Origin of the sequence: Bradyrhizobium sp. SK17, from assembly GCF_002831585.1 — a bacterium.
Lineage (GTDB): Bacteria > Pseudomonadota > Alphaproteobacteria > Rhizobiales > Xanthobacteraceae > Bradyrhizobium.
In genome coordinates this window covers 5,675,699-5,699,540 of the sequence record NZ_CP025113.1, presented here as the reverse complement: position 1 = coordinate 5,699,540, position 23,842 = coordinate 5,675,699, and the positions used below count along the sequence as shown (strand labels likewise).

The following is a 23,842-nucleotide window of genomic DNA, read 5'->3' as shown; positions in this document are numbered from 1 at the left end:
AGCTCAGTCAGACCAAATGGAATCCGCTGCCGGCATCCACCGGCGGATATGGCGTGCCGGCGGGCAAGCCGAGATAGAGGTATTCGAGGCCGTAGGAGGCGGCGAAGCTGGCGGCATTGGCGTCGAGCACGATATTGCCGCCTGCACCGAGATGCAGTTCGGGGCGGGTCAGGCCGGCGTCCGTGAAGGCCGGTGCATCGTTGATAGACAGGCCATTGAAGCTCGTATTCACGTTCGAGAGGTTGGCAGCGTTGCCGGCGAGGTCGGTGATGGCAGCGCCGTTGAGATTGGCGCCGGTCACGGCGAGCGTCGCGGTCGGGTTGTCGCCGCCGGAGACGAGATAGTCGAAGGCGAGCTTGGTCGGGTCGTGCAGCGCTGCGGTCGCGGCCGCGTCGTAAATTGCGCCGCCGCCATTGTTGAGCGCAAGCGTCGGCGCGCCGCCCGACACCGTGACGGCTTCGTTGAAGCCGAGGGTCAGCGCGATGCTGGCGCCTGCGGTCTCGATGCCGGTCGTCGGCGCCGCGGTGACACCTGATACCTCCGGTGCGGTGGTGTCGATTTGCAGGACGCCGCCGGGATTGGTGACCGCACCAACGAGGCTCGCATGGTGGCCGTAGCTGTCGGTTATCGACGCGCCGTGCAGCGTGACGCTGGATATCGCGAGGTCGGCGGTGTTGTCACCGGCCGCGACCGTGTAGCTGAAGGTCAGCGCGTCGCTGCCGCTGCCGCCGGCATAGGTCGCGACGCCGCCGTCGTTGAGCAGCAAGGTCGGTACGCCATGCGTGGTGTCGACGGCGACGGCATCGTTCATGTTGAGGGTGAAGGTCACGTTGTGGCCTGCGTCGAGATCGCCGTTGCCGTTGGCGATGCCTGTGCCACTCGTCGTCACCGACAGCACCGACTGCAGCAGGTAGATCGCGGTGCCGCCATAGCCGTCGCCGCCGACGCCAAAGCTCTGGCCGGCGAAATTGTCGTTCGGATCGAGCTGGAAATCGAATGTCTTGTCGTGCTCGGCGAGTTCGAGCACATTGCCGGGCAACAGCGTCACCGTGGCGTTGCTACCGATGTTGACGCCATAGAAGTCAATGGTGTCGCCGATCGCAAACCCGCTGATGATGTTGGCGGGCGCCGCGTGTCCGTCGATCTCGAGCGTGCCGCCAGTACCCTCGAACACGATCGGGGTGATGCCGGTCGAGGCGCTGTCGTTGAAATCCGCAAGCCCTCCCGCGATGATCAAGCCGTCGGCGGTGGCGCCGGCGTCGACGGTCAGCGTGGCGCCGGGTTCGACCGTGATGCCGTGAATGACGCCGCCACTGTAGATTTCGGCATTGCCGTGCAGGATTGCGCTGTCGGCGATCCCTGAGACATCGAGCGTGCCGCCTGTCTGAACAACGAGGTTGGTCGCGGTCTGGCCGGAGGCGACATAGTAAATCTCGCCGTTGATCACGAAGTTGTCCGGAAGCGACGGATCCCAGCCCAGGACATGCATTAACGTCAGGTCAGTCTGGGTGATCCCATTGATGACGCCGTAATCGCTCTCATTGTTGAAGGCGTCGTTGCCGGACGGGCCCGGTCCACCGCCGGAGCCGTACCCGGAATCCCAATCGCCGAGATCGCCCTTGGCGATGTGGTTGTTCCAGCTGCCGAGGCTGGTCGCGCCATCGTCGATCGAGAAATAGCCGGTGGAGTGGACCGGGCCGGCCGCCAGTTCCCGAACACCGGGCGCGGAAAAGCGGAACAGGTCGGGGACACCCCAGCCGTTGGAATAGTGCTCGCCCTTGACCCCGAGCAGGGAGTCGCGGCCCATCACCTCGGTGATCTCGTGCTCGATCGAGCCGACGATGTAGTACTGGTTGGCCCCGGGAACAGCGGTGGGATTGAACGACCAGTCCGTTTCGGCACTGGTGCTGAAGCCGACCCAGCCGTCGACGGCAGTATCGTTGGCGCCGATCAGGCCCAGCGCCTTGGCTTCGGCGCGGCCGATGTCGAACACGCCGCCATTGGTCGGATCCGATGTCGGCAGCGTCGCAAAGGCGGCGAGTTGGTCGGCCGCGGTGCCGTTAGCGATCAACGCGTCGCGGATCGTCGCATAGTCGTAGCGCGGCGCCTCGGCTTCCTCGCTTTCGCCGAGATCATTGGAAGTGATCGGCGAGCCGTTGACCTCGCCCCAGCCGACATGGATGTTGAGGGTGACGTTGTTGGTGAAGGCTGCGTCGAGCAGGTTCACGACATAAGCGACCGCGGTCTTGAAGGCGGCCGGAGCGCTGTTCGCGCTGCTGTCGTAGACGATGTTGATCTGCAACGATGCCTCCCCGGCATGCGGCGTCGGCATCAGGATAGGCCAGCCACTCACCTGAGGCTTGGACTATCCGGCGCCCGATCCGGATCGATCGGCGCCGGGGAACGCAATATTCTCCGTATTTATACGTATACAAAAGTGGCGGATCGCCGGACCGGACTCGGCTAAGCAACAAGGCGCGAGCCCCCGATATTGCCCCGGCCGACAATCCTTTCCGATATTGTTTTCCTTATCGGTTTTCTGGTGCAACTGCTCAGGATGAGTTGGTCGGGATGAATTTGTCGGGCCGTCTGGCGATCGGGATGCTGTTTCCCGTGGTCCTGCTCCTGTTAGCCCTGGGATTTGTCCATGGCGTCAGCTGGCCGGGCATTCTGCTTGCAGGCGGCGCCGTTGCGATGGTGTTGATGACTGCGGAGACGATTGCGAGACTGCTGTCGAAGCCGGCCCAGTTGATGCGGGTGGCCGACGGCCTGGCGCGCGGCGAGCAGGTGCCGATCGGCCGGGGCAGCAGCGGCAACGACGAGGCCACGCGGCTCGCCGCGGCGCTCGCCGAGTTGTCAGCGCAATTGGGCAGCCGGCAGAACCTGCTGGAGAACACCGTCGAGAGCATCCGCGATCCCGTCGTGGTCGCCGACGAGCACGGCACGGTCGTCATCGCCAACGTCGCGGCGCGGCGGCTGCTCGGGGTCGAAATTGGCTTCAACAGCGTAACCGACGTGCGGGCTTTCACATGCTATTACGCCGACGGCGTGACGATCATGCCGATTTCGAAATCGCCATTGGTGTGCGCGCTGTACGGCGAGAGCGTCGATGATTTCGAACTGAACGTCAGGCCCCAACCGCCGGCCGAGGATGTCTGCTTCATCGTCAACGCCCGCCCGCTGCGCGATGAGGCAGGCCATCTCCGCGGCGCCGTTACGGTGCTGCATGACGTCACCGCGCAGCGGCGCGCGCATCAGGCGCTGGTCGAGAGCGAGCAGATGGCGCAGGCCATCGTCAGGACCGCGCTCGATGCTTTCGTCCAGACCGACCAGGACGGCATCGTGCTGGACTGGAGTCCGCAGGCCGAGGCGCTGACCGGCTGGACCCGCTCCGAGGCGATCGGTCAGCGGGTGGTGGAACTGGTGTTCCCGGAGGAGCTTCGCCTTGCGCACCGCCAGAGGGTCGCCCGCTTCCTTCAGGAGACCGCGGCCGGCGGTATGGGCATGCGCTATGAAACCGAATCGGTGCATCGCGACGGCCACAGGTTCTTCGCCGAGGTTTCGCTGAACGCGCTGCGCCGCGGCGACGGTTACGTCATCAATGCGTTCGTCCGGGACGTCACCCAGCGGCGGATCGCCGAAGAACAGCTGATCCAGGCGCAGAAGACGGAATCGCTGGGGCGCCTGACCGGCGGCATCGCGCACGACTTCAACAACATGCTGACGGTGATCACCGGGACCATCGAAATCCTCGCCGACGGCGTCAAGGACAACCCGCAGCTTGCCGGGATCGCCAAGCTGATCAGCGATGCCGCCGATCGCGGCGCGCAGCTCACCTCGAGCCTGCTGGCATTCGCGCGCAAGCAGCCGTTGCAGCCCGGCGGGACCGATGTCAACGACCTGATCGGTGAGGTGGTGCGGCTGCTGTCGCAGACGCTGGGCTCGCAGACCGAGATCCGGACGGAACTCGGCCGCGACGCCTGGCTCGCGTTCGTCGACCGCAGCCAGCTTGGTGCCGCGCTGGTCAATCTCGCCATCAATGCGCGCGATGCCATGCCGGACGGCGGGACGCTGACCTTTGCGACCCGCAACGTCCAACTCGGGATTCCCGAGGCGGTGGCGCGTGGCGTCGAACGGGCCGGCGACCATCTGGTGATCGAGGTGACCGATACCGGGACCGGAATCTCGCCGTCGCATCTGGAGAAGATCTTCGATCCGTTCTTCTCCACCAAGGAGGTCGGGCAAGGCACCGGGCTCGGGCTCAGCATGGTGTTCGGCTTCGTCAAGCAGAGCGGCGGCGGGATCGAGGTCAAGAGCGAGCAGGGGCGCGGCTCCGTGTTCAGGATCTATCTTCCCAAGGCGGACGGCACCGCGCCAGGCGCAGCCGAGGAGGATGATCAGCCGGTCCGGGGCGGCAACGAGACCATCCTGTGCGTCGAGGACGACGCCACGATCCGTGACTATGTCACCGGCCAGCTCGAAAGCCTCGGCTACAAGGTGTTGGTGGCGGCGAACGCCGATGCCGCCCTTGCGATCGTCAATGGTGGTGCCGCGTTTGACCTTCTGTTCACCGACATCGTGATGCCGGGCAGCATGAATGGCCGGCAGTTGGCCGAGACGCTGATGGCCGGGCACCCGGCGCTGCGGGTGCTGTTCACCTCAGGCTACAGCGATGGCGTCCTGCCGGTGCAGCAGGGGCGTGCCGGTCATGGCATTCCGCTGCTGACCAAGCCCTATCGGCGCAGCGAGCTGGCGCGGATGCTGCGGCGCTGCCTTGATCTTCAGGTCGACTTCCAGGGCGACCCGGTTCCGCAGCCTTACTCCGTGCAGCCCGATCTCGAACGTTTTCTGCGCGAGAATCCGCCGGAAAAAAGCTAGCATCGGGACTCACTGACAAGCGCAGGCGGCGATCATCCCGACCGCGGCCGTTGTGGCGCAGCCAATGAGTTCGCCGGGGAGGCCAATCATGACCATCACCATCACCGCCTTTGAGCGGTCGCCGGATGGCGGCAAGGGATTGGCGCGGGATACGCGGGTGCGGTGGGCACTTGAAGAACTCGGCCTGCCTTACGAGGTGCGTCTCGTATCGTTTGCCGCGATGAAGGAGCCCGCGCATCTGGCGATTCATCCGTTCGGCCAGATCCCCACCTATCAAGAGGACGACCTCGCGCTGTTCGAGACGGGGGCGATCGTGCTCCATCTCGCCGAGCGCCACAAAGGCTTGCTCCCTGACGATGCGAATGCCCGGGCACGCGCGATCGCATGGATGTTTGCCGCGCTCAACACGGTGGAGCCGCCGATCCTCGAATTCTCGACCGCGTGGCTGTTCGAGCGCGACAAGTCGTGGCACGAGGCGCGCCTGCTGCTGGTCAAGGATCGCGTCCGGCAGCGGTTGGACCAGCTTTCGGAGCGTCTCGGCGATGCCGATTGGCTCGATGGTGCGTTCAGCGCCAGCGACCTGATGATGGCGTCGGTGCTGCTGCGGCTGAAGCCTTCGGGCATGCTCAACGGGCATCCGAAGCTCGCTGCCTATGTCGGCCGTGGCGAAGCGCGGCCCGCCTACCAGCGGGCATTCGCGGCGCAATTGGCGGTCAACACCGCGAAATCAGACTGAGGGCGGTGCTTACAGGCTGTGTAGGATGGGTAGAGCGCAGCGAAACCCATCAAATCTTTCTGTGGTGAAAATGATCGGTTTCGCTGTGCTCTACCCGTGCTACTGGCTGCGATAAGAGAACGACGTGATGCAGGAAAGCAGCAAAGTCGCGATCTTCGACGGGCACAATGACGCGGCCCAGCACCTCGTTGAATACCGCGAGGGCGGCCGCGATTTTCTCGTGCGCTCCGAGGAGGGCCATCTCGATCTGCCGCGCGCCCGGGAAGGCGGCATGGTCGGTGGCCTGTTCGCGATGTACGCCAAGGCAGAACATCCGCGACAAGGCGACTTCTCGCAAACTGCCGATGGATACGAGGTGCGACTTGCCGAGCCGCTCGACGCGGCCTACGCCCGCCGCACCATCGATGCCCAGTTGAGCGCGCTGGAACGCCTGGTTGGACGCGCCAACGGACGGATTCGCTTTGCGACGACCGTGGACGAGATCGAGGCGGCGCGGCGCGATGCGGCGTTTGCAATCGTGCTGCATCTCGAGGGCGCCGAGGCGATCGACGCCGATCTGGACGGGCTGGCGCGGCTCCATTCGCGCGGCCTGCGTTCGCTCGGTCCGGTGTGGAGCCGGCCCAACATCTTCGGTCACGGCGTGCCGTTCGCCTATCCGCGGTCGCCGGACACCGGCCCCGGCCTGACCGATGCCGGGAAGGCGCTGGTGAAGGCCTGCAACGAACTCGGGATCATGGTGGACGCAGCCCACCTCAACGAACGCGGCTTCTGGGATCTGGTGGCGATCAGCACCGCGCCCATCGTGGCCACTCACGCCTGCGCGCATGCGATCTGCCCCGCGACCCGCAACCTGACCGACCGGCAGCTCGATGCCGTCAAGGCATCGGGTGGCGTCGTCGGCTTCAATTTCAGCGTGTCCGAGGTGCGCCCGGACGGACACCGCGATCCGGACATTCCGATCGAGACGGTCGTCGCGCATCTCGGCTATCTGGTCGAACGGATGGGTGACGATCACGTCGCGCTGGGATCGGACTTCGATGGCGCGACGATGCCGCACCCGCTCAGGGATGCAAGCCAGCTCCAGAACCTGATCCAGGCGTTGCGCGCGCACGGCTTCGATGAGGCCACGTTGCGCAAGATCGCCTTCGACAACTGGATGCGAATGCTGCGCCAAAGCTGGCGGTGATTGGTCGCAGTCCGTTGGCTCGGTCGATCCTGCGCGCTATGCTGGCGCAACAATGGCGCGGCCGGTCAACGGCCCGATGGCAGGGAGTTTTGAATGCAGGACCGCAAATGGTCGCGACGCGACTGGCTCAAGGTGACGGCCGCGACCGCAGCCGGCATGGTATTTGCCGAACCGCTGCGCGCCGCGGCGCCGCCCGCCGAAGCCGTGACGCCGGAGCTGATCGCGGCCGCCAAGAAGGAAGGCAAGATCTCGTTCTACAGCGCGCTGGAGCTGAATACGGCCGAGCGTCTGGCGCGTGACTTCGAGCAGAAATATCCGGGCATCAGCGTTCGCGTCGAGCGCTCCGGCGCCGAACGGATTTTCCAGCGCATCGCGCAGGAGCAGGGTAGTGGCATCAACGCCGTCGACGTCGCCAACTCGACCGATCCGGCGCATTATCTCGACTGGAAGAAGAACGACTGGCTCGCGGCCTACCTGCCCGAAGAGGTTGCGAAGCATTTTCCCGCCGACCAGATCGATCCCGACGGCATGTCGGCGACATCCTGCGCCTGGTTCGAGGTGATCGGCTACAACACCGAGCAGGTGAAGCGCGAGGAGGCGCCGAGGAGCTACGCCGACCTGCTCGATCCGAAATGGCGTGGCAAGATCGTCAAGGGTCATCCGGGCTATTCCGGCGCGATCATGACCGCGACCTTCGTGCTGGCGCGCGATCTCGGCTGGCCGTACCTGGAAAAGCTGTCGCAGCAGCGGGTGATGCAGGTGCAGTCGGCCGCCGATCCACCGAAGAAGATCCTGCTCGGCGAGCGGGCCGTCATGGCCGATGGCAACGACTACAACCTCATACTGGCCAGGGACCAGGGCAAGCCGGTCGAGGTGGTGTATCCGGCAGAGGGCGCGCCGCTGATCATCGTGCCGAGCGGCGTCTTCAAGAACGCGCCGAACCCGAACGCGGCGCGGCTGTTCCAGAGCTTCTTCTTCAGTGCCGAGACCCAGCAGATGCTGGCCGACGAGTTCGCGCACCGCTCGTTCCACGCCAAGGTGAAGGAGAAAGCCGGCCACGTGCCGCTCGACAAGCTGAAAATGCTGAAGGCCGATCCGGCCCAGGTGCAGGCGCAGAGCGAGGAGATCAAGGCGAAGTACGCGAAGCTGTTTCGGGTGTAGTGCTGAACTGCAGGATGGGTAGAGCGCAGCGAAACCCATCAACCAGGCATCGCGAAGCGAAGACGATGGGTTTCGCTGCGCTCACCCATCCTACGCGATCCTCATCTCGCGCCCTCACGCCGCGCGCATTGATCGCTGCGCGCGGTAGGCTTGCGGCGATGTCAGCGTGAGCTTGCGAAAGGCCTTGCGAAAGCTGCTCTCGTCCTCGTAGCCGGTGGCGCGGGCGATCGTCTTGATCGGCTGCGTCGTCGTCTCCAGCAGCGTGCGGGCGTGCTCGACGCGGCGGCGCGTGATGAAGGCCTGCGGCGGCTCGTGGGTCAATTCGCGGAAGCGGCGGTTCAGCGTGCGTTCGCTGAGGCCCAGCGCCTGCGCGAGGCTACGCACCGTGATCGGCGCCTTGCCGGTGCGGCGCACCAGCATGTCCGCCTTGATCAGCAGCGGGTCCTGCGCGAGCATGTAACCGAGTGGCATGAAGATCGCCTGGGTGCGCTGCGCGGTGTCGATCACGGCATAGTCGGCGCAGACCTTCGCGACCTCGGGGCCTTCGACCAGCTCGATCAGCCGCAGCAGCAGATCGACCCACGACATCGGGCCGGCGGCGCAGACCAGGCGGTCGGCCTGGGTGATGACGGCGTCGCTGGCGAGATCGATCCTCGGGTGGCGGCGGCGCAGTTCGCTTTGCAGCCACCAGGTGATGGTGGCGCGGCGGCCGTCGAGCAGCCCGGCATTGGCGAGCAGCAGCACGCCGCTACAGAACGCGCCGATCAGCCGGCCGCTGGCGTGCTGCTGGCGCAGCCAGGCGCCGGCGCGGTCATATTGCGGTTGCAGGCGCTCGGCGGTGAGGTGATCGACCAGGCTGCCCGGCACGATGATCGCGTCGAAGCTCGTCCGCCTGCTGATGGCGCCATCGACGGCGACGAGCTTGCCGCCGCCCGCGCGCACCGCCTTGCCGTCAAGCGAGAGCGTCTGCCAGCTGAAGCGTGCCTTGCCGCCGCGCAGCGCCATCACATGGTTGCCGAGGGTGAGGATGTCGGCGATGCCGGCGACTGCCGATTGCATGCAGCCTTCCAGCGCGAGGATCGCAAGCTTCATGGGACCTCCTGATGTTGCCGTCATCCTACCCGATCGGCGCGATCAGGCCATGGCGGATATTGCCCGATCTCTGTCTGATCGGCCACTGCCTGATCGCCCCGCGCTGGTCCATCTTCGCTGCGTTGTCACCACCTCAGCAATGGAGAGAGACCATGCCTTACATCACCATTTCCACCGTCCGCGGCATCTTCGACGTGGCACAGAAGAAGAAACTGCTCGAACGCGTCACCGATCTCATGGTCGAGGTCGAGGGCCAGGGGGACCCGGACTTCCGCCGCAACGTCTGGGTCAAGATCGAGGAAGGCGAGCCGGCGAGCTGGTCGCTCGGCGGCATGATGCCGACGCCGGACATGATTGCGGGCAAATTCGGTGCACTCGACGCCGGCGGCCGACGGGTCGCGAAGGCCAAGGTGTAGCCGCGACGGTCGCAGAGGAAGACCTTCGTAGGATGGGTAGAGCGCAGCGAAACCCATCGCCCAGTGCAAGGTCAGAGATGATGGGTTTCGCTGCGCTCTACCCATCCTACAGATATCCCAGCACAAAAACGAAAGGCGCTTCCGGTGGAAGCGCCTTTCGCATTCGTGAGTGCCGTTGAGCTTACAGCGAGTAGTACATCTCGAACTCGACCGGGTGCGGGGTCATTTCGAAACGGGCGACCTCGGTCATCTTCAGCTCGATATAGGCGTCGATGAAGTCGTCATCGAACACGCCGCCGTTCTTGAGGAAGGCACGGTCCTTGTCGAGGCTCTCGAGCGCCTCACGCAGCGAACCACAGACGGTCGGGATCTGCTTCAGCTCTTCCTTCGGCAGGTCGTAGAGATCCTTGTCCATCGCCGGACCCGGATCGATCTTGTTCTTGATGCCGTCGAGGCCGGCCATCAGCATCGCGGCGAAGCCGAGATAGGGATTGGCCATCGGGTCGGGGAAACGCACCTCGACGCGCTTGGCCTTCGGGTTCGCGGTGTAGGGGATGCGGCAGGAGGCCGAACGGTTGCGCGCGGAGTAGGCGAGCAGCACCGGCGCCTCGTAGCCCGGGACCAGACGCTTGTAGGAGTTGGTCGACGGGTTGGTGAAGGCGTTGATCGCCTTGGCGTGCTTGATGATGCCGCCGATGTAGTGCAGGCAGGTCTCCGACAGGTCGGCATACTTGTTGCCGGCGAAGGTCGGTTTGCCGTCCTTCCAGATCGACTGGTGCACGTGCATGCCCGAGCCGTTATCGCCATAGACCGGCTTCGGCATGAAGGTGGCGGTCTTGCCGTAGATGTGGGCGACCTGGTGGATGCAGTATTTGTAGACCTGCATCTGGTCGGCCATCAGCGTCAGCGTGTCGAACTTCATGCCGAGCTCGTGCTGGGCGGATGCCACTTCGTGGTGGTGCTTCTCGACCTTGACGCCCATCTTGGCCATCGCGCCGAGCATCTCGGAGCGCATGTCCTGCACGCTGTCCTGCGGCGGCACCGGGAAGTAGCCGGCCTTGGTGCGGATGCGGTGGCCGAGATTGCCGCCTTCATACTCGGTCGAGGAGTTGATCGGCAGCTCGGAGGAGTCGAGGCGAAAGCCGGTGTTGTAGGGGTCGGCCGAATAGCGCACGTCGTCGAACACGAAGAACTCGGCCTCGGGGCCGACGAACACGGTGTCGCCCACGCCCATCGACTTCACCATCGCCTCGGCCTTCTTGGCGATGCCGCGGGGATCGCGGTTGTAGGGCTCGCCGGTGGTCGGCTCGAGCACGTCGCAGGTGATGACCATGGTGGTCTCGGCGAAGAACGGGTCGATCGTCGCGGTGACCGGGTCGGGCATCAGGCACATGTCGGATTCATTGATCGCCTTCCAGCCGGCGATCGACGAGCCGTCGAACATCGTGCCCTCGGCGAAGATCTCGTCGTCGATCATGCTGACGTCGAAGGTGACGTGCTGCCACTTGCCGCGCGGATCGGTGAAGCGCAGGTCGACGTATTTGACGTCGTTGTCCTTGATCGATTTCAGGACGTCTTTGGCGGTCTTCATGAATACCCCTTATGGATGTGCGGGTCGGTTTCCGGCGGTGGGCGACGTTATTCCCGCTTTTGGCGGGTTCGTGTGACTACTCAAACGAAATCAGGCTGCCGAAGCAGCCTTTTTTCTCTTTTGCCGTCAGAAAATCCGGATAGCACCGCCCTCAAATAGCGTCCAGCCCGGATTCTCCGGTCCGGATGCGGATGGCTTCCTCGATGTTGGAGACGAAGATCTTGCCGTCGCCGATCCGTCCGGTCTGGGCGGCGCGGCGGATCGCGTCGATCGCCTTCTCGACCAGGTCGTCGCCGATCACGATCTCGATCTTCACCTTGGGCAGGAAGTCGACGATGTATTCTGCACCGCGATAGAGTTCGGCGTGGCCCTTCTGGCGGCCGAACCCCTTGGCCTCGGTCACGGTGATGCCTTGCAGTCCGACTTCCTGGAGCGCTTCTTTGACCTCGTCGAGCTTGAAGGGCTTGATGATGGCTTCAATCTTCTTCACTGAGCGCCTCCCGGGCATTGCAGTTTGCAGGGTCGAATTCGATGCGCGTGGGGCGCAGTCTGGTTTGGTCGTAAGCCTTCCGGCGACGGGCCGGACACACGCGCAACGGTCGAATGGAGGTCGTTGTGCGCGGCTTCCTCAAAAGCAGGGTCTATGCCAAGTTGTTAAGGTCCCCGATTTTGGAATGTTATCAGCCTTTTAACAGGCAGTCGGCTGATATCGAACCAGATAGGCTATGATATCCACGCCTAACAAATAGGCAAATAGATCAATCCGTATGCAGTCGGCCAGTACAAACTCTGCGAACGTCGCAGGAATTGCCTCTCGAAAAGGCGAAGCGATTGAGGATTCGGCATGGACGTTCTGACCACCACCGAGATGGAGCGTGCCGACCGGCTGACCATCGCAGCCGGCACGCCGGGCTTCGCATTGATGATGAGCGCGGGTCAGGCGGTCGCTGAAGCCGCGATGGACCTGGTCGAGGAGGGGCCGATCGTCGTGGTCGCCGGCCGCGGCAACAATGGCGGTGACGGTTTTGTCGCTGCCGCCGAACTCGCCGCACGCGGTCGGGAGGTCTCGGTGATCCTGCTCTGCGAGCGCGACAGCCTACAGGGCGATGCGGCGCTCGCGGCGAAGGGCTGGAAATATCCGGTGCTGCCGTTCAACCCGCAGGCGCTCGGCAAGCCGGCGCTGATCATCGACGCGCTGTTCGGTGCCGGCCTCAATCGTCCGGTGAAGGGCGATCCGCTGGAGATGATCGCGGCCATCAACACCAACGGTACGCCGGTGCTGGCGGTCGACCTGCCGAGCGGCGTCAACGGCACGTCAGGTGCTGTCATGGGCGCGGCCGTGCAGGCGACCGAAACCGTCACCTTCTTCCGCAAGAAGCCCGCGCATCTGCTGCTGCCGGGCCGGATCTATTGCGGCCGGGTGCGCGTCGCCGATATCGGCATCGATCCGCAGGTGCTCGACGAGATCAAGCCCCTGACCACGGAGAACCTGCCGCAGGCCTGGCGCTGGTCGTTCCCGGTGCCGCGGATCGATGGCCACAAATATGCAAGGGGTCACGCTGTCGTGGTGTCCGGCGATCTCGCCTCGACCGGGGCGGCCCGGCTCGCGGCGCGGGCGGCGCTGCGCGCCGGCGCAGGTCTCGTGACGCTGGTCTCGCCGCGCGATGCGCTTGCGGTCAACGCGGCGGCGCTGACCGCGGTGATGGTGCGCCCGGTCGACAACCCGATCCAATTTGCCGAGCTACTCGACGACAAGCGCCTCAATGCCTGCGTGATCGGCCCCGGTGCCGGCGTCAGCGCGCGCACCCGCGACTTCGTCCACACCGCGCTCACGGCGCAGCGACATCTGGTGCTCGACGCCGATGCGCTGACGAGCTTTGCCGGCTCGCCGGACCGGCTGTTCGAGGCGATCAAGGCATCCGACGGTCTCGGGGTGGTGCTCACCCCGCATGAGGGCGAGTTTCCGCGGCTGTTCAGCGATATCTCCAACAAATATCCCGGCCGCTCCAAGCTCGAGCGCGTGCGCGCGGCGGCGGAGCGTTCCGGCGCGGTGGTGCTGCTGAAGGGCGCCGATACGGTGATCGCCTCGCCCGACGGCCGCGCCGCCATCGCCGCCAATGCACCGCCCTGGCTCGCCACCGCCGGCGCCGGCGACGTGCTGTCAGGCATCATCGCGGGCTTCCTGGCGCAGGGCGTCGCGGCGTTCGAGGCGGCCAGCATCGGCGTCTGGCTCCATGGCGAGGGCGCCAGCGAGGCCGGGCCCGGTCTGATCGCCGAGGACCTCACCGAGGTGCTGCCGGCCGTGTTCCGCCGGCTCTATGACGAGTTCGGCATTGAGTATTAGGCGGCTCGCGCTGGCCGACATGGACGTCGATGCAAGGGTGCATCGCGCCGCATTCGATCATGCGCTGCCCTGGCTCGCGGACCGGCGGCAACTCTGGACCTTCCAGCGTAACGCACGGGCGCGCCGCTTCTACGAGGCGCGCGGCTTTGTCGCGGTGAGCAGACCGATGGCAGTCGCAACGAGGAGAAGGAGTCGGACGCGCGCTATCTCTGGACCCGGGTGGCCGCGAGCTAACGTCGAGACGCGGCGGTACGCCTGCCATGACGGACCGCCGCGTCGACCGATGCTACTCAGGCAATGTCGGTGGAAAGCGAAACGCTCTTCCACGCAGCGAATTCGGCTTGCAACAGTTTCATCTTGTCTTCAACCAGCCGAACAGCATCGCTGCCGAGCAGCAGGTGCGCGGGCGGATCGGCCGACAGTGCGAGTTTCAGCATGGCCTGCGCGGCCTTCGTGGGATCGCCAAGCTGCCGGCCACTCATTTCCATGCGGCGTTTGCGGATCGGTTCGATGAGGGGGTCATAGTCTGTAATCGATCGTTCTGCCCGTACCATCGATCGTCCGGCCCAGTCGGTGCGGAAGCTGCCGGGCTCGACCGCCGTGACCTTGATGCCGAGGTCATTGACTTCCTTGCCAAGGGTTTCGGAGATTCCCTCCAGCGCGAATTTGCTGCCGTGATAGTAGCTAAGGCCGGGCATCGTGATGATCCCGCCCATCGATGTGATGTTGAGGACATGCCCGGCGCGTCGCTTGCGCATGTGAGGCAGCACCGCCTGAATCATCGCCACCGCGCCGAAGACGTTGACCTCGAACTGGCGTCGCAGGTCGTCGATTGACGATTCTTCCAGAATGCCCTCGTGACCATAGCCGGCATTGTTGACGAGAACGTCGATCGCGCCGACCGTATTCTCGACCTCGGCGACGGCGGGCGCGATCGCCGCGAAGTTGGTGACATCGAGAACGATCGCGTGCGCGCCTTCGCCGAGCGCTTCGAAGCTCCGCCTGTCGCTCTCGTTGCGCACGGTGCCCGCGACGGCGTGGCCGTCACGCAACGCGGCTTCGGCCAACGCGCGGCCGAAGCCGGACGAGACGCCCGTGATGAGGAAAGTCTTTGCCATAGGAGATGTCCTTCAGATCCAAGTTGGCGATCCAGATCGCGGGCTCGATATAGTCCGCTTGATTGGTGCAATAATCGGCATAAAATGGCATGACCTGATGCAGATAATCGCACAATGCAACATGCTGGCCTTTTCGAGTTGAACGCCGTCGTCGCGATCGCGACGCATCGCAGCTTTCGCGCCGCGGCGACTGAGCTTGGCATCTCACCCTCGGCGTTGAGCCACGCCATTGCCGGGCTGGAAAAGCGGCTTGGCGTGCGTCTCATCAATCGGACGACGCGCAGCGTCGCGTTGTCGGAAGCGGGGGAGCGTTTCCTCGCCAGGGTTAGTCCCGCGCTGCGCGAGATTGCCGGCGCGATGGAGGATGTGAACGAATTTCGCGACACGCCGGCAGGAACGCTGCGCATCAACCTGAAGGAGCGCGCAGCGCACCAGATCCTCCGCCCGGTTGTTGCGAAATTCATGCGGCGCTATCCCGACATGAATGTCGAGTTGACGATGGAAGGACGCCCCATCGATATTGTCGCGGAAGGGTTCGATGCCGGCATCCGGCTCGCCGAAGCCGTGCCGCAGGATATGGTCGCGATTCCCTGCGGTCCGGACACGCGCTTCATCGTCGTCGGCGCGCCCGGCTATTTCGCGCGCTCGTCGGTGCCGCGGTCTCCGCTCGATCTGCTCGCCCACGAATGCATTCGCAGACGAATGCCGAGCGGCAAGCTCTATCACTGGGAGTTCGAGAAGCGCGGCGGCGAGCAGATGGCGCTGGATGTGCCGGGCAGGCTGACCCTCGACAATGACAGCCTGATGGTGGAAGCCGCCCTCGAGGGCGTGGGGCTTGCGTTCGTCAGCGACTTCTGGGTGACCGGGCATCTCGCCGCCGGAACGTTGCGAGCGGTGCTGGACGCCTGGACGCCGCCATTTCCCGGCCTGCGTCTGTACTATCCGCGGCATCGCCACATGACGGCCGGGCTTCGTGCCTTTGTCGACATGATCCGGGAGGAGACGAAACTGGCTACCCGGGCAAGCGGCGTGCGGCAACGATCGCAAAAGACGTGACGTCGAAAATCAAGGATATCCTCACTTCGGTCCGCTACAGCTTCGGCACCACTTCGACGCTGGCCTTGAGCACTGCTGAAGCCGGTGAACCATTCATCAGTTCGTAGGAAAATCGCGTCTCAAAATAGTCGTCACCGAGGAAGCCCTTGTTCGGGGTGTAAGCGGTGCTGGTTTCGTTGTCCGCCCGATACTTCCCATGCTTGGCGCTGACCAGAATTGTTTGCGGGCGCATCGGGCCCAGCGAACCATAATTGATCCGGCATTCGTGATCCTGCAACACGACGATCTTGGCCGTGATCGTACAGCCCGGACAGAGACTGATCCTGGGCACGTGGCAATTGGGGTTGAAGCCTCCTCGCGCTATGGCCGGACCGGTGGCCCATGCCGACAGCGTGAGCAGCGAGAGACAGAACGTGATGATTGGGGTTCGAGACATTCGAAAGCTCTTCCTTGCCGTATCGTCAGCCGATCGCGGCAGTTTGGAGCACTTCGGACCAGTCGGCACGTTACGTTTTATTGCCGCAGGCTGTTCTATTCCGCGGCCGAGCTCAGCGCGGTCTGGTTCACGCGAGTCTCGCCCGCCAAGTTATCGACGGTGACATAGGTGTCGTACCAGGTCAGCCGCGGCGGGGCTCCGAACCGTTCGGTGAGCTCGGCCATCTTGGCGTCGCTGAACCATGCCTCGGCTGCCGCGCGGCTCTCCCAGAGATAGACACCTCCGGTGCCGGCCTCTCCGTTGAGGTAGTCCTTGCGGATCAGGCCCTTTGTCGCGAGATTTCGATAGGTCGGGGCGGTCGCCATGCCGCCCTTGATGGCCTGTTCTTCGGTTCGCTTCGGAAGATCGAATTGAACGATCACGATGCACTGCGCCATCCCGGTTCTCCGCTCTGAGTCACATGGTGTCAGGTTGGTTCGGCCGCATGCCGATCAGCTCCGACAATACATCACCCGTTGCGCTTGTCTCGCACTGACGGGCCTCGCATCGCGATTTCGATGCGCATCTGGGTCGAGCAGGCGAAGGATGCGACGAGGACCCGGCCAGTTGACCTGCCGCCACGTTTTCACGAGACTGTTGCTGGACGCCCGGTGACCCGTCGGGCTACGGCCCGCGATATTCTTTCGCTCCTTCAAAAGCTTTCTCGTGAGTGGCAAGCAGAACAATTTCTTCGCTCAGGCGCTGCAACAGGGCGTGTCGGCATTGCGGGCGCGGCAGTTCGCGCAGGCGGAGCAGATCGCAGCCGGCATCCTGAAATCGAACCGCACCGACCGGAACGCCGCGCTGCTGCTGGCGCATGCCCTGATGGGGCAGGGTCGGGGAAGCGAGGCGATTGCGCCGCTGGAAAAGATCGCACGCCGCGGCGATGACGGCGAGGTCGAGACCCTGCTCGGCGCGTTGCTGTGCGGTGCCGAGCGCGTCGCCGACGGCATCGCGCAGCTTCGCCGCACTGCCGCGCGTCGTCCGCCTTACTTTCCCGCCTTTCACGAACTGGCGGGGCAATTGGCCAAGGCCGGCCAGCGCGAGGAAGCGATCACGATCATCGAGGCCGGTCTTGCGCTGGCCCCCGGCGACGTCGATCTCAAGCTCAGCCTCGGCCGCCTGTTGCATGGGAACGGCGACATCGCAAAGGCGCTGGTCGCGCTGACCAGCGCGCGTGACGGCGCACCGAATCGTCCCGACGTGCTCAATGAGCTCGGCCGCATCCTGATCCTTCACGGGATTACGCCGCGGCCTCGGACGCGTTCCGCAAGGTGCTCGCGCAGTATCCGGACGATCGCTCGGTCCGCGCCCAACTCGCCACCAGCCTTCTCGAGCAGGGAGAGCGTGATGCCGGTGAGGCCGCGCTGCGCGCGGTCGCACGCGGCCAACCTCAACTGCTGGGCCGCGCCGCGGTCGTGATGGCCGCATCGTCGCATGGCCGCTTCTTCTTCGACCAGAATGCGGCGGCGAAATTCTTCGGCGTGGAATCCGGATGAGCGGGGGCAGGCTGATGCAGGTGCGCCCGTGATCAGCCCGCGTGGTCAGGCCCGGAAATTTCTCCGGTAGAGACTGGGCTGCCGTTTCAGCTCGGCGCGGAATTCATCGACGCGTTTGGCCTCTTCCGCCGTGAAGGGCGATGCCTGCGCGATCCAGCCCTCGCGCTTGACCGGAAAGCATTGTGCGATCGGCGTCCCCCTGGGAAGCACGCCGTTGAAATTCCTGTCGTGCCAGTATGCGGGGAAGTGCACCCAGTTCTCGGAATAAAGGTCGGAATTGACCAGGCCGGTGAGCGTGGTGAAGGGCAGGTCGAAGCGGTTGATCGGATGTGTGAAGTAGATCGCGTAGCCTTCCGGGGCTTCGACGGTCCACAAATTGTGGAATTTGAGAAAGAAGCGGCCGGCCTCAAACAGCGGCGTGCCGCTGACCTGACCCGGATCGTGAAAGCCGATCGGTGAACGCGGAAACTCGGGCGTGCCTCCCGGCGGCAGGTCCTGGTCCCAGGTGATCTCGCCATTCTCGATTCTCAGATCGCATACCAGCGGCAGCAAGAACCCGCAGGTCATCGCATCGACGAAGGGGGGCAGCGCTTGATGGTGTCGTCGTCGTGCTGGTTAATCGAGCTGAAGGACGTCGCCGGCATCGTCTTGAGCCAGTCGGGGACGCCCTGGGCCGCCGGCACCGGCGGCGGAAGCAGGCCCTCAAGCTCCGCCGGACAGCGAAATTTGAGGGTCAGTTTGTTGCTGTTGGACATTGCGCGCTCCGATGTCCCGACGACTACATGAACGCGTCGCAAAGGTGAAGCGCGCTAGCTCACCAGGTATTTCGCGATCGCAGGCTCGTTCCAGGTGATGCCGAGGCCGGGACCGCGGGCGGTCACCGCGCCGTCTTTGATCTCTGCGGGCTGCGCCAGGATCGCGCCGGCGAAGTCGAGGAATTCGAGCCAATGCGCGGTCGGCGTCACCGCGAGCAGATGCGCGCTGACCTCCGCGAACAAATGGCTCGACATCGGGATCGATGCGGCGTCGGCCTGTCCGGCGACCTGCATCCAGCCGGTGACGCCGCCGACCTTCATGACGTCGGGCATGATGAAGTCGGACGCGCCCGCCGCGATGGCTTCGGCGAAGCCGCGCGGGAACCACCAGTTCTCGCCGGCCTGGATCGGCGTCGGCGAGGTCTCGCGGACCTTGGCGTGTCCGGACAGGCTCTCCTGCGGCACCGGCTCTTCGATCCAGTGCAGGTCGTAAGGCGCAAGCCGCGCGATGCGGCGGGTCGCTTCCGCCGGATCGAGCGATTGGTTGAAGTCGATCATCAGCGCGATGTCGGGGCCGAGCAGGGCGCGTACGCCCTTCACGACGCGCTCGTCATTGGCGGCGTCGCCGTCGCCGCCCTTGATCTTGATGCCGCGAAAGCCCTGGTCGAGCGAACGGCGCAGCGCGCGCTCATCGGTGGCAGGGTCGACCACGCCGTAGCTGTCATAGGCCTTGATCGGCTTCGCCGAGCCGCCGAGCAATTCGACCAGCGGACGGCCGGCGAACTGGCCGAGCACGTCCCAATAGGCCATGTCGAGACCTGAGACCGCCATGCCGACCAGGCCCTGCCAGCCGAGCAGGCGGAATTTGGCATCCATCGCCTTCATCAGATCGAACGGCGCGACCGGCTTGCCGACCAGTTCGCGGCCGATCTCCTCGATCAGATACGCCAGTGGCTTAAGTGTGAGCTTGCTGTAGGCGAAGATGTAGCTATGGCCGGTAACGCCTTGATCGGTCTCGACATCGATCAGGATCAGCGGGCCGGAATCGATTACGCCGAAGGCGTTCTTCACGGGGCGCTTGAGCGGCACGACGACGCTTCGCGCACGGACTTCGCGGATCGCTGCAACTGTCTGGCTCATGGCGTTTCCTCGTCTTGTTATTGGACATTGTACCATCGGAGGAGCCGCGGTGCCGCCCAGTCGGCCGCGACCTGCTCGATCAGATAGCGGCCAGGATATTCGGCGAGGAAGGCGATCCGCTGGGTCTGGCCCGGTTCGACCGCGAGTGTGTCGAGCCAGTATGGTTTCCAGCCGTCGTCGAGCCGGTCGAGCAGGCGGAAGTGATGGCCATGCAGGTGAAACACGCTGGCCATTGCGCCGCGGTTGGTCAGGGCCAGCACCACCGCCCGGCCGGCCTTGGCCTGAAACGCCGGGGCGACGGATGGCTTGAAATCGGCTGTGCGGAACCATTCGGCCGGTGCGCCGAGTGCCAGATCGAATCGCGTGGCATTTTTCAGATCGATCTGGGCGGGCATGTCGTTGCCCGGAAGCGGCGGCGCCGGCGGGAACGCCGCCGCCCGGAGCGGCGGCTCGTTCGAGACGACGAGTTTGCCGACCGGGTGGGCCTGCTTGCCGTCGTGCAACAGGATCGCAAAGGTCGTTCCCGCCGGCCCCACGGCGTCGACAAAGACGTCGGTGCGGCTTCCCGGCGCCAGTATCAGCGCACCATTGCGGGCGGGGAACGGTTCGGCCGGCTGGCCGTCGATGGCCATCACGCGGACCTCGAGATTCTCCAGTTTGACCGCCAGCACGCTGCGTTGGCTGCCATTGATAAAGCGGAGTCTGAGGCGGGCGTTGCCCGGTGCCGAGATATCGTATGAGGTTTTGCCGTTAATTGTATGAATCGGCGTCGAATCTTTCGGATCGTTTCCGGGCGGGATCGCGGTTACGTCCGACCGCAGGCGCCACTCCTCGATCAGCAGGACCTCGTCCCGGTCGATCGCGACCGGCGACGTACCGGTAACGATCAGCGGCCGCGGGCGGGTTGGCGCCGAAGCATCGTCGCTGACCAGCGGTGCGCACAGGAAGGTACCGGCATGCCGGAGCGGGAGCTGGAAGCTGTCCGTTGCCCCGGTCGCGAGCGGCGCCCGGGACGTCAGCGGCTCGGCGGCGGGGACGCCATCGAGCCCACGGCAATCCAGCGTGGCCGCGACCGGCAATTCGTTGCCAAAGGTCACGTCCAGAACCTCGCCGCGCTTGAAGCGGAGCTCGCCATTTCCGAGCGACCAGACCGGGGTTTCCGGTCCGCTGCCAGGGCGAAGCGAGATGCCATCGGTCCTGGCCTTGAGCGCGACCGCGGTCCGGCCCTGCGCCAGGGCCGTGGCGGGCCAGGCGGGGCAAAGCGCCGCGGCGCCGAAGGCGGCCATCAGATCGCGCCGGGTGAGGGAAAATTCGGGACGTGCTACGGGGCTTGTCATCGGGCCGATGCGGACCATTTTCGAGTGCACCTGTCCAGTCGCGATCGGTCGCGGGATGAGGTCGCCAGCGGCCATTTTTTTGCTGCGAACCGGTGGGCGCATGTTATAAGCCCGGCCGCCCGCGGCATCGCGGCCGGACTGGATGCTTTTCGCGCGGGCGTGGCGGAACTGGTAGACGCGCTGGATTTAGGTTCCAGTGACGAAAGTTGTGGGGGTTCGAGTCCCTCCGCCCGCACCAAGCGCTTACAGCGTTTGCATGACGAATTCTTGGAGAGCCTTTGCCCCGCAGGGGATGACGGTTCGCCGAACCCACAGACGTCAGGCCGCAAGGCTCAAGCGTCGCACAGATTGAACACTGCCACGGCCGCTCGGGCCGCGGCAAAAGCGGAAGAAGATTGATACCATGCAGGTCACCGAGACCCTCAACGAGGGACTGAAGCACGAATTCAAGATCAGCGTTCCGGCATCCGATCTCGATGCCAAGGCGGGCGCCAAGCTGGTCGACCTCAAGGACAAGGTCCGTCTCAACGGCTTCCGTCCCGGCAAGGTGCCGGTGGCTCATCTGAAGAAGATCTATGGCCGCTCGGTCATGGCCGAGACCATCGACCAGACCATCAGCGACACCAACCGGCAGTTGTTCGAAGACCGCGGCTTCCGCCTTGCCGGCGAGCCGAAGATCACGATGCCGACCGAGAAGGACCAGGTCGAGGAGCTGCTGTCGGGCAAGACCGACCTGACCTACACCGTCGCCATCGAAGTGGTGCCGCCGATCCAACTCGCCGATTTCAAGTCGTTCTCGGTCGAGAAGCCGGTGGTCGATGTCGCCGACGCCGACGTCGACGATGCCATCAAGCGAGTTGCCGAAGGCAGCCGTCCCTACATTGCCAAGGCCGAAGGCGCCAAGGCGGAGAAGGGCGATCGCGTCACCATCAGCTTCAAGGGCACCATCAACGGTGAGGCCTTCGAGGGCGGCACCGGCGAGGGCATCCAGGTCGTGATCGGCGCCGGCCAGTTCATCCCGGGCTTCGAGGAGCAGCTGACCGGCATCGGCTCTGGCGAGACCCGAACGCTGAAGGTTCCGTTCCCGAAGAACTACCTCAATGAGAAGCTCGCTGGTCAGCCGGCCGAGTTCGAGACCACCGCGACGCTGATCGAGGCGCCCGGCGAGATCACGGTCGACGACGAGTTCGCAAAGACCCTCGGCCTCGAGTCGCTCGACAAGCTCAAGGAGTTGATGCGCGAGCGCCTGACCGCCGAATTCGCCGGCGCGACCCGCCAGAAGGTCAAGCGCGCGCTGCTCGACCGCCTCGACGAGAGCCACAAATTCGAGGCACCGCCGTCGCTTGTCGCCGAAGAGTTCAACCTGATGTGGAACTCGATCAAGGCCGAAATGGACTCGTCCGGCAAGACCTTTGCCGACGAGAACACCACCGAGGATGCGGCCAAGGAAGAGTACCAGAAGATCGCCGACCGTCGCGTCCGCCTCGGCCTCGTGCTGTCGGAGATCGGCGAGAAGAACAAGATCACCGTGACCGACGACGAAGTGTCGCGCGCCGTCATCGAGCGCGCGCGCCAGGCGCCTGGCCGCGAGAAGGAAGTCTGGGACTACTACCGCAGCAACGCCCAGGCGCTGGCCCAGCTCCGCGCCCCGATCTACGAGGACAAGGTCGTCGACTTCGTGCTCGAGCTCGCCAATGTGACCGAGAAGAAGGTCACCAAGGACGAGCTGTTCAAGGATGAAGACGCCGAGAAGACTGCCGCCTAATTCCGGCACCTCGCGTTAATGATGAACCGCGAAAGCGCGCTTGGCGAGGGTCCCCTCGCTAGGCGCGTCGCGGCGAATCGGCTTCAACGTCTGCGACCCTGCCCAGTTGGCTAGTGTCGGTCTTGTCGGCCGGAAATTGGCCCATATCTGGGTTAAGCCTTGAGCCGACCGGCCTTAGCCAAGTAGCCTTTGAGCCGAGTTGCCCTGAGCCAAGTTCTGCATCACCCCTAACCCTTGGGTTCTTTCATGCGCGATCCCGTTGAAACCTACATGAACCTCGTGCCGATGGTCGTCGAGCAGACCAATCGCGGCGAACGCGCCTACGACATTTTCTCGCGCTTGCTGAAAGAGCGCATCATCTTCGTCACCGGTGGGGTGGAAGACGGCATGTCGACGCTGATCGTCGCGCAATTGCTGTTCCTCGAGGCCGAGAATCCGAAGAAGGAAATCTCGATGTACATCAACTCGCCGGGCGGCGTGGTGACGTCGGGCCTTGCGATCTACGACACGATGCAGTTCATCCGTCCGCCGGTGTCGACGCTGTGCACGGGGCAGGCGGCCTCGATGGGTTCGCTGCTGCTGGCAGCCGGCGAGAAGGACATGCGCTTCACGCTGCCGAATTCCCGCATCATGGTGCACCAGCCCTCGGGCGGCTTCCAGGGCCAGGCCACCGACATCATGCTGCACGCGCAGGAGATCCTGAATCTCAAGAAGCGCCTCAACGAGATCTACGTGAAGCACACCGGCCAGACCTACAAGGCGATCGAGGACGCGCTGGAGCGCGACAAGTTCCTCACCGCCGAGGATGCCAAGGCGTTCGGCCTCGTCGACAAGGTCATCGACAAGCGCCCCGAGGATCCGGCGAGCGCCAAGGCCGCCTGAGACGGCCGCCTGATCCGACACGACATCTGGAGGCGTCGGTGTGATCTCCACATTGACGCCTCACATACCCGGCAATGCAGGGCGGCGGCCCCCGCCGGTAACTGCGTGCGCACGACAGAAAGTTCCGCTTTCGTGCTCATCGGCCGCCGTGGTAATCCCGCAACGTTCCGTGGATTTCGACGCGCATTCCGCGTGCGATCGTGGAAAATCACGGTATTGTCACGGTCTTGAGCCGGCCCCCGATTAGCGAATTCTTGATAGTCGGGTGCCAGCATGGTTGGCTGTGATGCATCGGCTAAGATCGCGGAGATTCGAATAAACCGTGATTCGCACGGTCAGTATTGCGTAGGGTCTTTTTTGGTACGGAATTTGCTCTATCTACCCAAGACGCCGGTTGTGTGCCGGATTGGG

19 protein-coding genes, 1 tRNA gene and 2 pseudogenes are annotated in these 23,842 nt (G+C 64.4%); 12 read left to right on the top strand and 10 right to left on the bottom strand.

The window, feature by feature from the left end; genetic code table 11:
• Nucleotides 1-7: 7 nt before the first annotated feature.
• Nucleotides 8-2,353, bottom strand: coding sequence for an NF038122 family metalloprotease (locus tag CWS35_RS26350; RefSeq protein WP_100954640.1), 2,346 nt, complete (start codon nucleotides 2,351-2,353; stop codon nucleotides 8-10).
• A 218-nt stretch (nucleotides 2,354-2,571) separates the two neighbouring features.
• Between CWS35_RS26350 and CWS35_RS26345 the strand changes: the two genes are divergently transcribed.
• From CWS35_RS26345 to CWS35_RS26330, 4 genes are all read left to right on the top strand, one after another.
• Nucleotides 2,572-4,878: a PAS domain-containing sensor histidine kinase gene (locus CWS35_RS26345; RefSeq protein WP_100954638.1), complete on the top strand. Its 2,307-nt coding sequence runs from the start codon at nucleotides 2,572-2,574 to the stop codon at nucleotides 4,876-4,878.
• An 88-nt stretch (nucleotides 4,879-4,966) separates the two neighbouring features.
• Nucleotides 4,967-5,614, top strand: a complete 648-nt coding sequence (locus tag CWS35_RS26340) for a glutathione S-transferase family protein (RefSeq protein WP_100954636.1) — start codon at nucleotides 4,967-4,969, stop codon at nucleotides 5,612-5,614.
• A gap of 127 nt (nucleotides 5,615-5,741) precedes the next feature.
• Nucleotides 5,742-6,800: a dipeptidase gene (locus CWS35_RS26335; RefSeq protein WP_100954634.1), complete on the top strand. Its 1,059-nt coding sequence runs from the start codon at nucleotides 5,742-5,744 to the stop codon at nucleotides 6,798-6,800.
• Nucleotides 6,801-6,893: 93 nt separating this feature from the next.
• Nucleotides 6,894-7,961: an ABC transporter substrate-binding protein gene (locus CWS35_RS26330; RefSeq protein WP_100954632.1), complete on the top strand. Its 1,068-nt coding sequence runs from the start codon at nucleotides 6,894-6,896 to the stop codon at nucleotides 7,959-7,961.
• Between the two features lie 114 nt (nucleotides 7,962-8,075).
• Here CWS35_RS26330 and CWS35_RS26325 read toward each other — a convergent pair whose 3' ends face one another.
• Nucleotides 8,076-9,053 (bottom strand): GlxA family transcriptional regulator, encoded by a 978-nt coding sequence (locus CWS35_RS26325; protein ID WP_100954630.1) that lies wholly within the window; start codon nucleotides 9,051-9,053, stop codon nucleotides 8,076-8,078.
• 11 nt (nucleotides 9,054-9,064) lie between these two features.
• Between CWS35_RS26325 and CWS35_RS26320 the strand changes: the two genes are divergently transcribed.
• Nucleotides 9,065-9,469, top strand: a complete 405-nt coding sequence (locus tag CWS35_RS26320) for a tautomerase family protein (RefSeq protein WP_244442287.1) — start codon at nucleotides 9,065-9,067, stop codon at nucleotides 9,467-9,469.
• 181 nt (nucleotides 9,470-9,650) lie between these two features.
• Here CWS35_RS26320 and glnA read toward each other — a convergent pair whose 3' ends face one another.
• Both glnA and CWS35_RS26310 read right to left on the bottom strand, forming a co-directional pair.
• A complete protein-coding gene (glnA, locus tag CWS35_RS26315; RefSeq protein WP_024583436.1) occupies nucleotides 9,651-11,060 on the bottom strand; it encodes a type I glutamate--ammonia ligase in 1,410 nt (469 codons plus the stop codon).
• Between the two features lie 151 nt (nucleotides 11,061-11,211).
• Nucleotides 11,212-11,550 carry a P-II family nitrogen regulator gene (locus CWS35_RS26310; protein WP_011441447.1) on the bottom strand — a complete coding sequence of 113 codons (339 nt, stop codon included), beginning with the start codon at nucleotides 11,548-11,550 and terminating at the stop codon, nucleotides 11,212-11,214.
• 354 nt (nucleotides 11,551-11,904) lie between these two features.
• Here CWS35_RS26310 and CWS35_RS26305 point away from each other — a divergent pair, with 354 nt between their 5' ends.
• Nucleotides 11,905-13,404, top strand: a complete 1,500-nt coding sequence (locus tag CWS35_RS26305) for an NAD(P)H-hydrate dehydratase (RefSeq protein WP_100954628.1) — start codon at nucleotides 11,905-11,907, stop codon at nucleotides 13,402-13,404.
• Between the two features lie 290 nt (nucleotides 13,405-13,694).
• Here CWS35_RS26305 and CWS35_RS26295 read toward each other — a convergent pair whose 3' ends face one another.
• Complete coding sequence (locus tag CWS35_RS26295; RefSeq protein ID WP_100954626.1) at nucleotides 13,695-14,522, bottom strand: oxidoreductase; 828 nt, start codon at nucleotides 14,520-14,522, stop codon at nucleotides 13,695-13,697.
• 114 nt (nucleotides 14,523-14,636) lie between these two features.
• Here CWS35_RS26295 and CWS35_RS26290 point away from each other — a divergent pair, with 114 nt between their 5' ends.
• Nucleotides 14,637-15,578 (top strand): LysR family transcriptional regulator, encoded by a 942-nt coding sequence (locus tag CWS35_RS26290; protein WP_100954624.1) that lies wholly within the window; start codon nucleotides 14,637-14,639, stop codon nucleotides 15,576-15,578.
• 34 nt (nucleotides 15,579-15,612) lie between these two features.
• Here CWS35_RS26290 and CWS35_RS39865 read toward each other — a convergent pair whose 3' ends face one another.
• Nucleotides 15,613-16,014 carry a hypothetical protein gene (locus CWS35_RS39865; RefSeq protein ID WP_210202732.1) on the bottom strand — a complete coding sequence of 134 codons (402 nt, stop codon included), beginning with the start codon at nucleotides 16,012-16,014 and terminating at the stop codon, nucleotides 15,613-15,615.
• Nucleotides 16,015-16,109: 95 nt separating this feature from the next.
• Complete coding sequence (locus CWS35_RS26280; protein ID WP_029879729.1) at nucleotides 16,110-16,451, bottom strand: hypothetical protein; 342 nt, start codon at nucleotides 16,449-16,451, stop codon at nucleotides 16,110-16,112.
• 268 nt (nucleotides 16,452-16,719) lie between these two features.
• On the opposite strand from CWS35_RS26280, the pseudogene CWS35_RS40705 reads away from it, so the two are divergent.
• A pseudogene (locus CWS35_RS40705) lies at nucleotides 16,720-17,190 on the top strand (tetratricopeptide repeat protein); the annotation flags it as partial.
• Nucleotides 17,191-17,327: 137 nt separating this feature from the next.
• On the top strand, nucleotides 17,328-17,552 hold the full coding sequence (locus tag CWS35_RS40700; RefSeq protein WP_371682801.1) for a hypothetical protein: 225 nt from the start codon (nucleotides 17,328-17,330) through the stop codon (nucleotides 17,550-17,552).
• 45 nt (nucleotides 17,553-17,597) lie between these two features.
• Here the strand turns inward: CWS35_RS40700 and CWS35_RS26270 are convergent.
• From CWS35_RS26270 to CWS35_RS26260, 3 genes and pseudogenes are all read right to left on the bottom strand, one after another.
• A pseudogene (locus CWS35_RS26270) lies at nucleotides 17,598-18,307 on the bottom strand (hypothetical protein).
• Nucleotides 18,308-18,361: 54 nt separating this feature from the next.
• Nucleotides 18,362-19,447 carry an enolase C-terminal domain-like protein gene (locus CWS35_RS26265; RefSeq protein ID WP_024583445.1) on the bottom strand — a complete coding sequence of 362 codons (1,086 nt, stop codon included), beginning with the start codon at nucleotides 19,445-19,447 and terminating at the stop codon, nucleotides 18,362-18,364.
• 17 nt (nucleotides 19,448-19,464) lie between these two features.
• Complete coding sequence (locus CWS35_RS26260) at nucleotides 19,465-20,802, bottom strand: multicopper oxidase family protein (RefSeq protein WP_043855723.1); 1,338 nt, start codon at nucleotides 20,800-20,802, stop codon at nucleotides 19,465-19,467.
• A 135-nt stretch (nucleotides 20,803-20,937) separates the two neighbouring features.
• Between CWS35_RS26260 and CWS35_RS26255 the strand changes: the two genes are divergently transcribed.
• The 3 genes from CWS35_RS26255 to CWS35_RS26245 all read left to right on the top strand — a co-directional run bounded on the left by CWS35_RS26255 (nucleotide 20,938) and on the right by CWS35_RS26245 (nucleotide 23,431).
• Nucleotides 20,938-21,022: transfer RNA gene (locus CWS35_RS26255), tRNA-Leu, on the top strand.
• A 165-nt stretch (nucleotides 21,023-21,187) separates the two neighbouring features.
• The gene (gene tig / locus CWS35_RS26250) at nucleotides 21,188-22,549 is read left to right on the top strand and encodes a trigger factor (protein WP_024583447.1); all 1,362 of its coding nucleotides are present in this window, start codon (nucleotides 21,188-21,190) and stop codon (nucleotides 22,547-22,549) included.
• 246 nt (nucleotides 22,550-22,795) lie between these two features.
• Nucleotides 22,796-23,431: an ATP-dependent Clp protease proteolytic subunit gene (locus tag CWS35_RS26245; protein ID WP_024583448.1), complete on the top strand. Its 636-nt coding sequence runs from the start codon at nucleotides 22,796-22,798 to the stop codon at nucleotides 23,429-23,431.
• The last annotated feature ends 411 nt before the right edge of the window (nucleotides 23,432-23,842 follow it).

Coding starts and splice junctions, on each gene's coding strand:
- CWS35_RS26290 (WP_100954624.1), top strand. CDS start 14,637: ATGCAACATGCTGGCCTTTTCGAGTTGAACGCCGTCGTCGCGATCGCG.
- CWS35_RS26320 (WP_244442287.1), top strand. CDS start 9,065: ATGTTGCCGTCATCCTACCCGATCGGCGCGATCAGGCCATGGCGGATA.
- CWS35_RS26305 (WP_100954628.1), top strand. CDS start 11,905: ATGGACGTTCTGACCACCACCGAGATGGAGCGTGCCGACCGGCTGACC.
- CWS35_RS26325 (WP_100954630.1), bottom strand. CDS start 9,053: ATGAAGCTTGCGATCCTCGCGCTGGAAGGCTGCATGCAATCGGCAGTC.
- CWS35_RS26340 (WP_100954636.1), top strand. CDS start 4,967: ATGACCATCACCATCACCGCCTTTGAGCGGTCGCCGGATGGCGGCAAG.
- CWS35_RS26335 (WP_100954634.1), top strand. CDS start 5,742: ATGCAGGAAAGCAGCAAAGTCGCGATCTTCGACGGGCACAATGACGCG.
- CWS35_RS26295 (WP_100954626.1), bottom strand. CDS start 14,522: ATGGCAAAGACTTTCCTCATCACGGGCGTCTCGTCCGGCTTCGGCCGC.
- CWS35_RS26265 (WP_024583445.1), bottom strand. CDS start 19,447: ATGAGCCAGACAGTTGCAGCGATCCGCGAAGTCCGTGCGCGAAGCGTC.
- CWS35_RS26245 (WP_024583448.1), top strand. CDS start 22,796: ATGCGCGATCCCGTTGAAACCTACATGAACCTCGTGCCGATGGTCGTC.
- tig (WP_024583447.1), top strand. CDS start 21,188: ATGCAGGTCACCGAGACCCTCAACGAGGGACTGAAGCACGAATTCAAG.
- CWS35_RS26345 (WP_100954638.1), top strand. CDS start 2,572: ATGAATTTGTCGGGCCGTCTGGCGATCGGGATGCTGTTTCCCGTGGTC.
- CWS35_RS39865 (WP_210202732.1), bottom strand. CDS start 16,014: ATGTCTCGAACCCCAATCATCACGTTCTGTCTCTCGCTGCTCACGCTG.
- CWS35_RS26260 (WP_043855723.1), bottom strand. CDS start 20,802: ATGGTCCGCATCGGCCCGATGACAAGCCCCGTAGCACGTCCCGAATTT.
- glnA (WP_024583436.1), bottom strand. CDS start 11,060: ATGAAGACCGCCAAAGACGTCCTGAAATCGATCAAGGACAACGACGTC.
- CWS35_RS26280 (WP_029879729.1), bottom strand. CDS start 16,451: ATGGCGCAGTGCATCGTGATCGTTCAATTCGATCTTCCGAAGCGAACC.
- CWS35_RS26330 (WP_100954632.1), top strand. CDS start 6,894: ATGCAGGACCGCAAATGGTCGCGACGCGACTGGCTCAAGGTGACGGCC.